This window comes from Aeromonas sp. QDB62, assembly GCF_027705695.1.
GTDB classification, from domain to species: domain Bacteria; phylum Pseudomonadota; class Gammaproteobacteria; order Enterobacterales; family Aeromonadaceae; genus Aeromonas; species Aeromonas allosaccharophila.
The window spans coordinates 1-13,629 of sequence record NZ_JAPDCD010000038.1 but is presented as its reverse complement, the minus strand read 5'-3'; the positions used below and the strand labels follow the sequence as shown (position 1 = coordinate 13,629).

The 13,629-nt window shown below is 60.5% G+C and carries 17 protein-coding genes; 12 read left to right on the top strand and 5 right to left on the bottom strand.

What is annotated here, in order from left to right; translation table 11 throughout:
* The first annotated feature begins 196 nt into the window (after window positions 1-196).
* Genes OKC27_RS17280 through OKC27_RS17270 form a run of 3 tightly spaced genes read left to right on the top strand, consistent with a single transcriptional unit; the run spans window position 197 to window position 2,652 of the window.
* A complete protein-coding gene (locus OKC27_RS17280; protein WP_075112857.1) occupies window positions 197-1,135 on the top strand; it encodes a LysR family transcriptional regulator in 939 nt (312 codons plus the stop codon).
* Window positions 1,136-1,189: 54 nt separating this feature from the next.
* Window positions 1,190-2,212 (top strand): response regulator, encoded by a 1,023-nt coding sequence (locus OKC27_RS17275; protein ID WP_058051749.1) that lies wholly within the window; start codon window positions 1,190-1,192, stop codon window positions 2,210-2,212.
* An 8-nt stretch (window positions 2,213-2,220) separates the two neighbouring features.
* Window positions 2,221-2,652 carry a PAS domain-containing protein gene (locus OKC27_RS17270; protein WP_162626913.1) on the top strand — a complete coding sequence of 144 codons (432 nt, stop codon included), beginning with the start codon at window positions 2,221-2,223 and terminating at the stop codon, window positions 2,650-2,652.
* A 90-nt stretch (window positions 2,653-2,742) separates the two neighbouring features.
* Here the strand turns inward: OKC27_RS17270 and ltaE are convergent, their stop codons facing one another.
* From ltaE to OKC27_RS17255, 3 genes are all read right to left on the bottom strand, one after another.
* On the bottom strand, window positions 2,743-3,762 hold the full coding sequence (ltaE, locus tag OKC27_RS17265; protein WP_182937672.1) for a low-specificity L-threonine aldolase: 1,020 nt from the start codon (window positions 3,760-3,762) through the stop codon (window positions 2,743-2,745).
* A gap of 112 nt (window positions 3,763-3,874) precedes the next feature.
* Window positions 3,875-4,576 carry an SDR family oxidoreductase gene (locus OKC27_RS17260; RefSeq protein ID WP_182937673.1) on the bottom strand — a complete coding sequence of 234 codons (702 nt, stop codon included), beginning with the start codon at window positions 4,574-4,576 and terminating at the stop codon, window positions 3,875-3,877.
* A gap of 87 nt (window positions 4,577-4,663) precedes the next feature.
* Complete coding sequence (locus OKC27_RS17255) at window positions 4,664-5,071, bottom strand: helix-turn-helix domain-containing protein (protein WP_033137628.1); 408 nt, start codon at window positions 5,069-5,071, stop codon at window positions 4,664-4,666.
* 137 nt (window positions 5,072-5,208) lie between these two features.
* On the opposite strand from OKC27_RS17255, the gene OKC27_RS17250 reads away from it, so the two are divergent.
* Window positions 5,209-6,108: an aldo/keto reductase gene (locus OKC27_RS17250; RefSeq protein ID WP_182937674.1), complete on the top strand. Its 900-nt coding sequence runs from the start codon at window positions 5,209-5,211 to the stop codon at window positions 6,106-6,108.
* A gap of 70 nt (window positions 6,109-6,178) precedes the next feature.
* Here OKC27_RS17250 and OKC27_RS17245 read toward each other — a convergent pair whose 3' ends face one another.
* Complete coding sequence (locus OKC27_RS17245; protein WP_005337180.1) at window positions 6,179-6,460, bottom strand: RNA recognition motif domain-containing protein; 282 nt, start codon at window positions 6,458-6,460, stop codon at window positions 6,179-6,181.
* A gap of 216 nt (window positions 6,461-6,676) precedes the next feature.
* Window positions 6,677-7,219: a hypothetical protein gene (locus OKC27_RS17240; RefSeq protein ID WP_182937675.1), complete on the bottom strand. Its 543-nt coding sequence runs from the start codon at window positions 7,217-7,219 to the stop codon at window positions 6,677-6,679.
* A gap of 106 nt (window positions 7,220-7,325) precedes the next feature.
* Between OKC27_RS17240 and OKC27_RS17235 the strand changes: the two genes are divergently transcribed.
* The 8 genes from OKC27_RS17235 to OKC27_RS17200 all read left to right on the top strand — a co-directional run bounded on the left by OKC27_RS17235 (window position 7,326) and on the right by OKC27_RS17200 (window position 13,382).
* A complete protein-coding gene (locus tag OKC27_RS17235) occupies window positions 7,326-8,096 on the top strand; it encodes an amino acid ABC transporter ATP-binding protein (RefSeq protein ID WP_182937676.1) in 771 nt (256 codons plus the stop codon).
* Window positions 8,089-8,886, top strand: a complete 798-nt coding sequence (locus OKC27_RS17230; RefSeq protein WP_182937677.1) for an amino acid ABC transporter permease — start codon at window positions 8,089-8,091, stop codon at window positions 8,884-8,886. Before OKC27_RS17235 ends, OKC27_RS17230 begins: the two co-directional genes overlap by 8 nt.
* Window positions 8,887-8,888: 2 nt before the next feature.
* Complete coding sequence (locus OKC27_RS17225) at window positions 8,889-9,710, top strand: transporter substrate-binding domain-containing protein (protein WP_270806522.1); 822 nt, start codon at window positions 8,889-8,891, stop codon at window positions 9,708-9,710.
* A complete protein-coding gene (locus OKC27_RS17220) occupies window positions 9,710-10,615 on the top strand; it encodes an amino acid ABC transporter permease (RefSeq protein ID WP_182937678.1) in 906 nt (301 codons plus the stop codon). Before OKC27_RS17225 ends, OKC27_RS17220 begins: the two co-directional genes overlap by 1 nt.
* The gene (gene mepA / locus OKC27_RS17215; protein WP_182937679.1) at window positions 10,609-11,346 is read left to right on the top strand and encodes a penicillin-insensitive murein endopeptidase; all 738 of its coding nucleotides are present in this window, start codon (window positions 10,609-10,611) and stop codon (window positions 11,344-11,346) included. The genes OKC27_RS17220 and mepA overlap by 7 nt, the downstream gene beginning before the upstream one ends.
* A gap of 85 nt (window positions 11,347-11,431) precedes the next feature.
* Window positions 11,432-12,022: a LemA family protein gene (locus tag OKC27_RS17210; protein ID WP_005346564.1), complete on the top strand. Its 591-nt coding sequence runs from the start codon at window positions 11,432-11,434 to the stop codon at window positions 12,020-12,022.
* Window positions 12,019-12,744 carry a TPM domain-containing protein gene (locus OKC27_RS17205; RefSeq protein WP_182937680.1) on the top strand — a complete coding sequence of 242 codons (726 nt, stop codon included), beginning with the start codon at window positions 12,019-12,021 and terminating at the stop codon, window positions 12,742-12,744. The genes OKC27_RS17210 and OKC27_RS17205 overlap by 4 nt, the downstream gene beginning before the upstream one ends.
* Window positions 12,745-12,764: 20 nt before the next feature.
* Entirely contained in the window at window positions 12,765-13,382 is a 618-nt protein-coding gene (locus OKC27_RS17200) for a TPM domain-containing protein (protein WP_005337196.1), read from the top strand.
* The last annotated feature ends 247 nt before the right edge of the window (window positions 13,383-13,629 follow it).

Genomic DNA, 13,629 nt, shown 5'->3' with positions numbered 1-13,629 from the left:
ACGGTGTGGCTGACCGGGACGGGTTGACGCGCGCATGGTGAGGAGCGAAAGCGAGCAGGTAGCAGGAGTGTGAACGAAGAGTCGAAAACTGGTATCAGCAGAAATCGAATCCAGATCAATTAAACGCTGAATTACCCTTGCCAACCCGGAACGCTCTTTTTATGGTTGCCCCCTTGTTACACCCAGAACAGCGTTTATGAAGCACATCGAAGAGTTCTACCTGTTCGTCAAGGTGGTGCAAGAGGGAGGATTCTCCCACGCTGCCGCCGCACTGGGCATGCCAACAGGCACCATCAGTCGACGCATTTCCCAGCTGGAAGAGCAATTGGGTTGCTCCCTGCTACATCGCTCTACCCGCAAGCTGCGCCTTACCGATGAGGGGCTCAGATACTACGAGCGCCTCTGCACGCCGCTCGCCCAAATCGAGCAGGCCACCAGCGAGATCCAGGGTAAAGAGGCCGATATCACCGGGCTTATCCGGGTGGCGGCGCCGATCGCGCTCTCCAACACCATCCTCATCGATATGCTGGCCGAATTCGGACTGCACTATCCCGAGGTGCAGTTCGACATCACCCAGACCAATGATCACCAGCACCTGTTCGACAATGATCGGGATCTGGTCTTTTTCAATGGCGAGCTGCCCCAATCCCTGCCCAATGCGATCTGTCTCGGTCATATCGAATACGGCCTGTTTGCCTCGCCGCTCTATCTGACCAAGAAGGGGACCCCGTCCCACCCCAACCAGCTGGAAGATCACGATCTCATCTACTGCTGGCCGCACCAGCATTGGCAGCTGACCGACAAGGATGGCCAAAGCGTCTGCGTCAAACGCAGCGCCAAGCTGACCGTCAACCAGACCCAGGCCGCGGTGCGCGCAGCCCGGCGCCATCTGGGGATCGTCAACGCCCCCTTGCACTATCTGAACAACTTCCTTCATGACGAGCAGTTGGTGCCGGTATTGACCGACTGGCAAACCGGCAATCGCCCCTTCTACATGTTGTGTTGCCAACACCAGTTTGCGCCGTTGCGTGTTAAGATGTTCGTTGAATTTGTTGAAAAATACTCAGCGCGCTATCGCAACCGGCAATGGGACAACCAATTTTCACAAGGCGACACCCTCACCCATTGCATCTGACCGTTAGCGGGCCACACTTATAGCAACCCTTGCCAACAGAGCCTGCCTAACGCCATGAATGTATTGATATGTGATGACTCCGGGTTCGCCCGCAAACAGCTGGCACGGGCACTCCCGGCCGACTGGAAAGTCGATTTGCACTACGCAGCCAATGGTCTCGAAGGGATCGAACAGGTGCTGATGGGTCATGGCGATCTCATCTTCCTCGATCTGACCATGCCGGAGATGGACGGTTACGGCGTGCTGGAGACCCTCCAGCGGGAGGGGCTGCGTAGCAAGGTATTCGTGGTCTCCGGCGACATCCAGCCGGAAGCCTATCAGCGGGTCATGGGGCTGGGGGCGCTCGATTTCATCAAGAAACCCGCCGCCCCCGATACCCTGCTCGCCCTGCTCAAACAACACGGCTTCTGGAGTGCGACCCCGAGCGGTTTGCCAAGCGCTACCGAGTTGTTGCCCAGCGGCGTGATAGCCGATGCGGGCGTCAAGATCACCCCCGAAATCCGCGATGTCTATCAGGAGCTGGCCAACGTCTCCATGGGGCAGGCGGCCGACTTGCTGGCCCGTCTGCTCAACGCCTTCGTGGTGCTGCCCATCCCCAACGTTAACGTGCTGGAAGTCTCCGAGCTGCACATGGCCCTCTCGGCGGCTGCGGATTCAGATACCCTCTCCGCCGTCTGTCAGGGCTTTATCGGGGCCGGGATCGCCGGCGAAGCGCTGATCCTGTTCCATGACTCCAGCTTCAAAGATTTGGCCAAGCTGATGAACCATCAGGGGACGCTGGATCGCACCGCCGAACTGGAGCTGCTGATGGATACCGCCAATGTGCTGATCGGCGCCTTCCTGCGTGGCTACGCCAACCAGCTCGATACCCCCTTCAGTCAGGGCCACCCGGTGGTGCTCGGCCAGCACAGACCCATCAACGAGCTGATCAACACCAACAAGAGTCGCTGGCGCCGCACACTCGCCATCGAGATCAACTACCGGATCCAGGATTACGCGGTGCAGTGTGATCTGCTGCTGCTGTTTACCGAAGATTCCATCGCCACCATGAACAACAAAATCATGCACATGCTCTAGGAGTGACTATGGAAATCCGTGAATTTCATTGGCTGATGAACATAGTCCAGAACCTGGACGTAGGCTTGGTGGTGCTCGACAAGGAGTACAAGATTCAGGTGTGGAATGGCTTTATGGAGAGCCACAGTGGCCGGCTGGCCGGTGAAGTGCGTGACGGCGTGCTGTTCGAGCTCTTCCCCGATGTGGACAGAGCCTGGTTCGAGCGCAAGGCCAACATGGTCTTCAAGCTCAACAACCGCGCCTTCAGCACCTGGGAGCAGAAGCCCTACCTGCTGCGTTTCTCCAACTACCGCCCCATTACCGGCTCGGCCCCCCACATGTTCCAGAACCTGACGCTGGTGCCACTGGCCGATTTCGGCGGTCAGGTGACCCACATCGCGGTGATGATCTACGATGCCACCGATGAGGCCATGCTGATGAGCGGCCAGCGGCAGGCTTGAGCTTGCTGCAAATAACAGAGGGCGCCGCGGCGCCCTCTGTTATTTCTGTATAAACAGGTCTCGGTATAACCTCTACCTCACCAAACCGCCTCAACGCGCTCCGAGATACTCGGTGAAGGCGTCGATCACCTCTTCAATATCGTCATCGTTGATTTGCAGATGGGTCACCAGCCGCAGCTCGCCGTAACCGGAGAAGAGGATCCCCCGCTCCTTCATAAAAGCGAGCAGAGGGGCTGATTCCCCCTCACTCAGCCGCAGGAACACCATGTTGCTCTGCACCAGCGAGAGGTCGAGCTCGATGCCCGGCAGTGCCGCCAGCCCTTCGGCCAGCCGTTTGGCACGGCGGAGATCATCGGCCAGACGGGTCACATGCTGCTCGAGGGCAAACAGACCGGCTTGCGCCAGAATGCCCGCCTGACGCATGCCGCCCCCCAGCATCTTGCGCAGACGGCGCGCACGGGCAATGAAGTCGTGACTGCCCACCAGCAGCGAACCCACCGGTGCGCCCAGCCCCTTGGAGAGGCAGATCGAGATGCTGTCAAATGGCGCGGCGATCACCGCGGCCGCTGTCTCGCTGGCCACGGCAGCGTTAAAAAGCCGGGCACCATCGAGATGAAGCTTCAAGCCGCGTTCAGCAACGAATGCCCCCATCTCTTGCAGATAGGAGAGCGGCAGCACCTTGCCGTTGTGGGTGTTCTCAAGGCAGATCAGGCGAGTCTGGACGAAGTGGGCATCATCAGGCGCCAGCGCGGCCTTGATATCATCGAAAGCCAGCGTGCCGTCACGCTGCATCGGCAAGGGTTGCAGGGCCACGGAGCCCAGCACGGCACTCCCCTGCGCTTCGTAACGATAGATGTGAGCGGCGGATCCCAGTATGGCCCCCTCACCGCGCTGACAGTGGCTCATCACCGCCAGCAGGTTGGACATGGTGCCGGACGGCACAAACAGTGCCGCCTGTTTGCCCAGCAATCTGGCCCCGTGGGCCTCCAGCGCGTTGACGCCCGGATCTTCACCATAGACATCGTCACCGACTTCGGCGTGGAGCATGGCCTGACGCATGGCATCAGTAGGCTGGGTGACGGTGTCACTTCGTAAATCGATATAGCGCATGAGATCCCTCCTGAAACAGGAGAGTGACGTTAGCCATGCGCCCTTCGCTTGGCAAGGGGCGCATGAGCAGAATGTGAAGCGAATGGGCGTCTGGCGAAGCCGTTAGCGAGATTTACCAGGGCAGCGGCTGACCGTTGAGATCCACTAGCTGGCCCGATTGAGTCAACGATAACCCCTTGATGAGATTGAGTAGTTTCACCGCCACCTCGGCAGGATCCTGCAATTGTTCCGCAGGCAACTCGCTCAGAAAGGGGGTGTTCATCGGGGAGTCCATCAGGCCGGGCGCCACCGCCACCACCCCTGCTTGCGGGAAACGCTGCGCCCACTCGAGGGCTAGGGTTTTCACCCCCATATCGAGGGCCGCCTTGCTCATCCGGTAGCTGTAACGTCCCCCCTCCAGATTGGCGGCGATGGAGCCCGCCAGATCGGAGATGGCGCAGAGCCACAGCGGATGGTCATTGCCCATCAACCGGCTGAAGCGGGCAGCCAGCGCCAGCGTTGGCCAGGCATTGGCCAGCAGGCTGTCGCACAGCCACTTGGGGTGCACCTCTTCAACCCGCCGCTCCGGCATAAAGCTGACATCGTGCAACACGCCGATGGTGTTGATGACCACAGTGGGGAGCGGATCGGTATCGTAGAGGGTAAACAAGGCATCGAACGAGATCGCATCCACCTCTTGCAGCGGGAAGAAGGCCCCCATCTCGATCCCTTTTGGATAGGTGCGCCCGGCCAGCAGGAAGGATTCCCCCCTTGCCATCAGCTCTCTTGCCAGCGCCGAGCCCAGCGCACCGCTTCCGAGGATCAAGTAGCTCATCGCCCATTCCATGGAGAGTTATCTTGCTTAGAGCGTATCAGAATAATCAACCGGCCGTGACACGACCAAAGGGTAATATGCCCCTCATCACGCTTCCCCCAGATGGCGGCCAAACTCCCGCGCCAGCGCCAGATCGAGAAAACCGTCCGCTTTCTTGTGGGTGCGCAAAAACTGGTAGTAGGCGAGCAGGGTGACCAGCGCCTCCTCATCGGGCAGCCCAACCCCGGGTTGCTGCTCGCCCAGCAGTTGCTGCGCCGCCGCCAGCGCCTCCCTGTCCACCACTTCCGCCTGACGGTAGAGATAACCGCAGCCGGTTGCCAGCCACTCCAGCGAGCAGTTGGCCCCCATGGCGATCTGGTTGGCCCGCGCCAGGCCAGGCTCGGCTCCCTTCAAATATTTGCGGATCAGCGCTTCACTGAGCCCCACCTTGCGGGCAAAGGCACTCACGCTCATCTCCCCGATCAGGCTCTGCAAGCGCTCGGCAAATCCTTCCATATAACTCTCTCCGGTCAGAACCAAAGTTCGAATCATGCCACTGCCCATGATTGCTTTGCCAGCCACATGGCGCCAAGATGCCCGCAGTCATCTATGTTGCACATCGTTTTCGCATCGCGTTTTTAAAGGAGTCAACCATGTCTGTATCCCGTGTCACCCTGCATCCGCAAGGCCCCACCTTCTCTCGCCTCATCATGGGTTACTGGCGCCTGATGGAGTGGCAGCTCTCTCCGGCCGCTCTGCTCGATCTGATGAAATATCATCTGGATCTGGGGGTCACCACCATCGATCACGCCGATATCTATGGTGGCTACCAGTGCGAAGAGGCGTTTGGTCACACCCTGCGCCTCGAACCTTCCCTGCGCGAGCGGATGGAGATCGTCAGCAAGTGTGGCATCGCCCTCACCGCCAAACCGGAACATGCCCTCAACCACTACAACACCGGCAAGGGTCATATCATCGCCAGCGCCGAAGCCTCGCTGCGCAAACTCGGCACCGACCATCTGGACCTGCTGCTGATCCACCGACCGGATCCCCTGATGAACGCCGATGAAGTGGCCGACGCCTTTATCACCCTGAAACAGGCGGGCAAGATCAAGCACGCCGGGGTATCCAACTTCACCGCTCGTCAGTTCGAGCTGTTGCAATCGCGCCTTCCCTTCCCGCTGGTCACTAACCAGCTGGAGATCTCGCCGCTTCATCAGGAAGGGACCCTCGATGGTACCCTGGATCAGTGCCAGCAGCTTGGCATCAAGCCGATGGCCTGGTCATGTCTCGGCGGCGGCCGACTGTTCAGCGATGATGCCTATGCCCCGCTGCGCGCAGAGCTGGAGCAGATCCGTCAGGAAGTGGGCGCCCAGACTATCGAGCAGGTGGTCTACGCCTGGGTGATGATGCTGCCAAGCCAGCCGCTGCCATTGATTGGCTCCGGCAAGCGGGAGCGGATTGCTGCCGCCGTGGCCGCCGAATCCATCGCCCTCAATCGCCAGCAGTGGTTCCGCATCCGCAAAGCGGCGCTCGGCTACGACGTCCCCTGATCACAGCAAAACGTCCAGAAACAAAAACGGCATGGGGGAAACCCATGCCGTTTTTCATTGCCGAGGCACCTTAGCGGTGGCGCTGTTGCGGGCGACCACGAGGAGCATCTGTCTTCGGTTTGGCCTGGTTGACGGTGATGGTACGGCCACCGACTTCAGTGCCATGCAGACCGGCGATGGCCTTTTCGGCATCACCATTGACCGGCATTTCAATAAAACCAAACCCCTTTGACTGGCCGGTATCGCGGTCGATGATGATATCAACCTTGTCGACCTGTCCAAACTGGCTGAACAGGGTTTTCAGTTCGTCGGCCGTCATCCGGTACGACAGATTTCCTACGTAAATCTTCATGCCATCCACTCTCGATTCAAGGTGCCTTCTCTATGCAATTCCCGGCATAACGGTAAGGGCACAACCCCTATGCCGGACCTGCCATGGCTTCATGCCGTGGCCTTCTCCACACTGTCGTCAAGTGATTGATCTCTTGGGTGAACAGTGCAGACAAGATCAATTCGAGTCACTGGCAGTATCTGAGCTTTGCCGGGAATTGTCGAGAAAATAGTCGATTCAGGCCGCTTGCAGATCTGACAACCGTTGCGCCAGCATCCGGCGACCGTGCCAGGCCCGTTTAAAGCCGAAGCGATAGACCGACGGGCTCACCAGATGCAACTCCCCCGCCTTGAGATCCAGCAAGGCCATGGCCGCCGCCAGCTGCTCTTCACTCAGTTGCAGATCGAGGCTGAAGTCGAGCCACTGGCCATCGTGACCCACTCGCCGCTCTCGCTCGAGCGCCACCAGCTGGCTGCGGGGCAGCGCCAGCGCCTCATCCTTGTTGCCATTGAGCAGATAGATATACTGTTCATCCCAGCCCAATTCCGCCAGTCGCCAGGGCTGCCAGCTGCGGGGCAGCGACACCATGATACCGGTGATGCCACCAAAGACCACGCCCACCCAGTTGAGCAGCGCCATGGCGCCCCAGCCATGCCACAAGGAGGCCGCCACCACGCCCCAACTCACCAGCAACAGCAGAAAAATGACGCAGCGATAGCGAACCGCTGGCGGCATCAACAGCTGTACCTGTGAATCGGCAAGCAAGGATGTAATACGCATGAAAAGCTCCTGTCATCACGAAATGGCGCCATTGTGAATAGCCATCAGGATGCTGACAAGGGGGTTTTCTTTGTCATCCCCCTATAAAATCAATACCATGGCGTAAATGATTCTCAGTGGAACCCGTTTCTTGACCAGCTCGCAACCCTGTGTGCGCTTTTGTGGCGTCGACAAATTCTATGGCGACTTTCAGGCTCTTCATCACATCGATCTCACCATTGAACGGGGAGAGAAGTGGGTCATCTGTGGCCCGTCAGGCTCCGGTAAATCGACGCTGATCCGCACCATCAACGGGCTGGAGGGGATCGACGGCGGCCAGCTGTGCCTGTTTGGCGAGCCGGTGACCCCCGCCTACCTGCGCCGCCTGCAAGGTCGGGTCGGCATGGTGTTTCAGCAGTTCAACCTCTTCCCCCATATGACGGTACTGGAAAACTTGATGGTGGCACCGGTACATACCCTGGGGTTGCGCCCCCGGGAGGCCAAAGCCCGGGCGCTCGGACTGCTCGAGCGGGTGCGCATTCAGGCGCAGGCCGACAAGTACCCCCACCAGCTCTCCGGCGGCCAGCAGCAGCGGGTCGCCATCGCCCGCTCCCTCTGCATGCAACCCGAGCTGATGCTGTTTGACGAGCCCACCTCCGCCCTCGACCCCGAGATGATCCGTGAAGTGCTCGATGTGATCCGCGAGCTGGCTGACGAGGGGATGACCCTGATCTGCGTCACCCACGAGATGGGTTTTGCCCGTCAGGTGGCAGATCGGGTGCTCTTTATGGACGAGGGCAAGATCATCGAATCGGCCACGCCCGCCCAGCTGTTCAGCGCCCCCCGGCACCCGCGCACCCAGGCCTTCCTCGAACAGGTGCTCAGCTATCATGGCTAGGCTCAAACACCCTCACCTGCTCGGCTGGTTGTCAGGCACTGTGATGCTCTCTGCGCTACTGGGCTGGGCGCTCTATAGCGGCGCTCGCCAGATGGGCTATGAGTGGCAGTGGCCGCGGGTGTTGCCCTTTCTCGGCGAGTGGGATGAGGGGACCTTTTATGCCGGCCCCCTGCTAAACGGCCTGCTAGTCACCTTGCAGGTGGCACTGCTCAGTCTGCTGGGCACCTTGGTGGTCGGGGTGTGCGTGGTTAGCCTGCGGCTGCTTCCCTCCAGGCTCGGCCCTTGGCTCGCCATCGCCTATCTGGCGCTGGTGCGCACCACGCCCCAGTTGGTGCAGCTCTATATTCTCTATTTCTTGCTGGGCCCCATGCTGGGGCTGGCCCCCCTTGCCTGCGCCGTGTTGAGCCTCTCCCTCTATCAGGGGGCCTTCACCGCCGAAGTGCTGCGTGCAGGTGTACAGGCCATTCCCAAAGGACAGTGGGAGGCAGCCCAGTCGCTTGGCTTGTCACGGGCCATCACCCTGCGCACCGTGATCCTGCCCCAGCTGGTGCGCATCACCTTGCCGCCGCTGACCAACGAGCTGGTCTCCCTTATCAAACATTCGGCGCTAGTGAGTGTAATCGCCATCTTCGATCTGACCAACGAAGGGCGTACTCTGGTTGCCGATACATTTCTGACCTTTGAGGTGTGGTTTACCGTAGCTGCCCTCTATTTGCTGTTAACCCTGACGCTGTCAGCCTGTTCGCGGGCACTGGCCCGTCACCTGAATCCGGATCAACAAGGACGCTAACCATGAATCTGTCATTCAAGATCACCCTGTCGGGCGCAGCCCTGCTGCTGGCAAGCCTGCTCACTCCGGCACTGGCAGAAACTGCCCCATCCGACACCCAGGCGCAGATCGAGCAGAGCGGTACCCTGCGGGTCGGCATGTCCACCTTCGCCCCCTGGGCGATGCGCGACAAGCAAGGGGCGCTGATCGGTTTTGAGATTGACGTGGCCCGTCGCCTCGCCACAGATAACGGCTGGCAGGTAGAGTTCGTGCCTACCGCCTGGGATGGCATCATCCCCTCCCTGCTGGCGAAAAAATATGACGTCATCATCGGCGGCCTCACCATCACCCCCGAGCGGGAGAAGAGCGTGCGCTTCACCCAGGCCTACTCCCATTCGGGGGTGCAGCTGGCCGCCTCCAGCACCATGGCCAAAGAGAAGAAAACCGTGGCGGACTTCAACCAGCGCGGGGTGATCCTGGCGGTACGTCGTGGCGCCTCACCGGTACAGGTGGCAAAAGAACACTTCCCCAAGGCCACCCTGCGCCAGTTTGATGACGAGTCACAGGTATTTCAGGAGGTGCTGAACGGCCGCGCCCACGGCGCCCTCTCCTCTTCCCCGAAACCCGAGCAAGAGGCGCTGCGCCACCCGGATGCCCTCTTTATGCCGTTTGCCGAGCCGTTGGCACAAGGCGATGAAGGCTTTGCCCTGCGCAAGGGGGATGATGCCCTGGCTGAGCAGTTCAACGAGTGGATCGCCGCCCGTCAGGCCGATGGCTGGCTCAAGGCGCGCCATGACTACTGGTTCAAGTCGCTGGCGTGGGAAGCGCAGGTCGCCAATCCCTGATGCTGATTGCTCTAAAAGAGACCATCCGGCGAATCGTCCAGAAGCGATGTCGGCGTATCAACTGGCTGGATGGGGCGATCGCCCTGCTCTTGCTGCTGGCAGGCCTCTGGCTGGCCAGCCGCTTGCACATCGGAGTGGCCTATCAGTGGCGCTGGCATGAAGCCTTCGACCTGCTGTTCACCCCCGGCCCTCACGGCGAGTTGCCCTACTTTTTCAGCGGTCTGCTCACCACCTTCCGTATCGCCCTGCTCGGCATGGTGCTGGCGCTGCTGCTCGGCACTGCGCTGGGGGTAGCTGCCTTCAGCCGCCGACCCTGGCTGGTGATGCCCGCGACCCTGTTTATCCAGCTGATCCGCAATCTGCCGCCGCTGGTCTTTATCTTCATCTTCTACTTCTTTATCGCCAACCAGCTGCTGCCTGCAAGCGGCCTCTCCCGCTGGCTCGGCACCGTATCACTCTCCCCGTGGCAAGAGGCGCTGTTTGGCCCACCTGCCCGCTGGGAGAACCTCATCTCAGGCACCCTCTGCGTTGGCATGATCAGCGCAGCCTTCGTCGCCGAGATCGTCCGCGCCGGGCTGGCCGCCATCCCCCGTGGCCAGTGGGAGGCGGCGCAGAGCCTCGGGCTCTCCCCCTGGGTGCGGCTGCGCCATGTGATCCTGCCGCAGGCCATGCTGCTGATGCTCCCCCCCCTCACCGGCCAGCTCATTGCGCTGGTGAAGGATACCGCCATCGTTTCCCTTATCTCGGTGCAGGAGCTCACCTTCGTCGGCACCGAGATGGCCAACTCCAGCGGACTGGTCTACGAGATCTGGCTGCTGGTGGCCACGGCCTATTTATTTATATGTTTGAGTCTGTTCGTATTGCTGAGCCGACTCGAAGCAAGACAAGGAGCACGCACATGCTGACGTCCCTGTTGCTGGCGACTGTATTGCAAGCGGAAGCCATCGGTGGTTATGCCGCCGGTTGCCTGAAAAACGGCGTATCCCTGCCCCTCGAAGGGCCGGGTTATCAGGTGATCCGCACCAAACGACTGCGCTACTACGGCCACCCCGACCTTATCCACTATCTGCAGACGCTGGCCAACCAGACCCGCATGGCCGGGCTGCCGGATCTCTATATCGCCGATCTGGCGATGGCCCGGGGCGGCCCCTTTACCTCCGGCCATCGCAGCCACCAGACCGGACTCGACGCCGATATCTGGTTTCGCATGGCCAACCGCCCCATCAGCAAATGGGAGCAGGATGCCCCCAAGGAGTGGGCACTGATCGACGAACCCAGCTACAAGATGTTACCGGGCCGCTTTGGCCCCCAGCAGCTCACCCTGCTGCGGCTTGCGGCCAGCAAACCCGAGGTGGCCCGTATCTTCGTCAATCCGGTGATCAAAGCCGCGGTCTGCCAACAGGCTGGTGACGAGCCCTGGGTCGCCAAGCTACGCCCCTGGGTGGGCCACTTCAGCCACTTCCACGTGAGGCTGCGCTGCCCGGTAGGCAGCCCCGATTGCGAACCTCAGGCCCCCATTCCACCCGGCAATGGCTGCGGGGAAGAGCTGGCCTCCTGGCTCAAAGACAAGCCCCAACTGCCCAAGGTCTCCGGCATCAACAAGCGACCCGAACTACCTGCGCGTTGTGGCAACTGACCCCAAGCTGGTATGGTGGTGCACTCTTGGTCGTACACCATCCATGGCGCACTATCGACTCGAAATATCAAAGGAGAACAACAAGATGGCCACATCACTCTGGCGCAGAACCACGCAGAGCCTGTTGACCCTGACCCTGCTGCTCGGCCTGACCGGCTGCGGCATGAACAATATTCCGACCCTGGATGAGCAGGTCAAGGCGAGCTGGGGGCAGGTGGAGAACCAGTATCAGCGCCGTGCCGATCTCATTCCCAATCTGGTCGCCACCGTCAAGGGCTACGCCAGCCATGAGCAGGAGACCCTAAAGGCGGTCACCGATGCCCGTGCCCGGGTCGGCAGCGTGCAGGTGAGCGATCCTGCCCAGCTCAAGGAGTTTGAAGCGGCGCAGAACCAGCTCTCCAGCGCCCTCTCCCGCCTGATGGTAGTGGTAGAACGCTACCCCGAGCTGAAAGCGGATCAGCAGTTCCTTGCCCTGCAGGCCCAGCTGGAAGGAACCGAGAATCGCATCTCGGTGGCACGCCGCGACTATATCGAGGCGGTGCGCCAGTTCAATACCGAGATCCGCACCTTCCCCGGCGTTATCTGGTCCAAGCTGCTCTACTCGGATCTGGAGGCCAAACCCAGTTTCAGTGCCAAACCCGGTGCCGATGAGGCGCCCAAGGTCAGCTTCCAATGAAGATGATGCTGCGTGCGCTGCTCCCTTTTCTGCTGCTCTGGACGGCGGCGCTGCAGGCCGCGCCGAATTTTCCGGCCTTGAGCGGACGGGTGGTGGATGAGGCGGCGCTGATGTCCCGCAAACAGGCCCATCAACTGACCCAACAGCTGGCCGCCTTTGAAAAGCGCAGCGGTATCCAGCTGGTGGTGGTCTCCATCGACAGCCTCGACGGGGAGACCATCGAGGAGTACGGCTATCAGCTCGGTCGCCACTGGGGGATCGGCCAGAAAGGCAAGAACAACGGCGTGCTGTTGCTGATTGCTCAGGATGAGCGCAAGGTGCGGATCGAGGTGGGATACGGGCTGGAAGGCGCCCTGCCCGACGCCATCGCCGCCAACATCATCCATGGTCGCATCCTGCCTGCCTTCAAGCGCGGCGATATGGTGGCCGGGATCATGGCGGGCAGCCAGAGCATCATGAAGGCACTCGCCGGGGAATATCAGCCAGTCGAGCAGCAGAAGGATGAGACATCCGGTGGCCCCTGGCTGTTTATTCTGGTGGTGATTGCGATGATCGTGCTCCACAACCTGCGCGGGGGTGGCGGCGGTGGGCCGGGAGGACGACGTCGGGCGGCCTACATGGCCGGTGGATTTGGTTCCGGCGCCTTTGGTGGTCGCTCTGGCGGCGGATTCAGCGGTGGCGGCGGCAGTTTTGGCGGCGGCGGAGCCTCCGGTGGCTGGTAACAGGATTAAAGAGACAAATCATGATTTCTAAACAGTTCTTCCACACGCTTCAGGCCAAGGTGCGCGAAGCGGAGCTAGAGACTGATGCTGAACTGGTCACCGTGCTGGCACCGGCCAGCGATGGCTATCGCTACATTCCGACCCTCTGGGCGGCGCTGCTGGCGATGCTCACCCCGCTGCTGGTGTTCCAGCTCGGATTCTGGCTCGGCTGGTACGAAATCCTGCTGGTGCAGTGGTCGGTCTGGCTGCTGCTGAGCCTGCTGTTCCACTGGACCCCCATCAAGATGCGGCTGATCCCGAAGAAAGTACGCCAGCACCGGGCGGCGCTGATGGCCCGCCTGCAATTTGTCGAGCAGGGGCTGCACCGCACCCGCGACCGGCTCGGGGTGCTGATCTTCGTCTCTGCCGCCGAGCACTATGTCGAAATACTGGTGGATGACGGCATCGCCCAGCATATCGACAATGGCCAGTGGCAGGAGATCATCGACGACTTCGTGGCGCGAGTGCGCAACAAGGAGATCGAACAGGGTTTTCTGGAGTGCGTGGAGCGCGTCAGCGCCATTCTGACCGATGCGTTCCCGGCCACCCGGGATCAAAACGAGCTGCCGGACAGTCTGATCATCCTCGACAAGCCCTGATCCGGTTTAAAAAACCGGCATTCTGCGCAAGGGTTAGTCATTCGGAAAAGATTATGAAAAATAAGGGGAAAAGAGGTTGACCCACACAGCCCTTTCCCCTAAATTACGCCCCGTTCCAGCGCAACAGCGCAGTGAACACCGTGTTGGCTGAACACGTTAAACCACAGACCAAAATTTGGTGAGGTGTCCGAGTGGCTGAAGGAGCACGCCTGGAAAGTGTGTATACGGCAACGTATCGAGGGTTCGA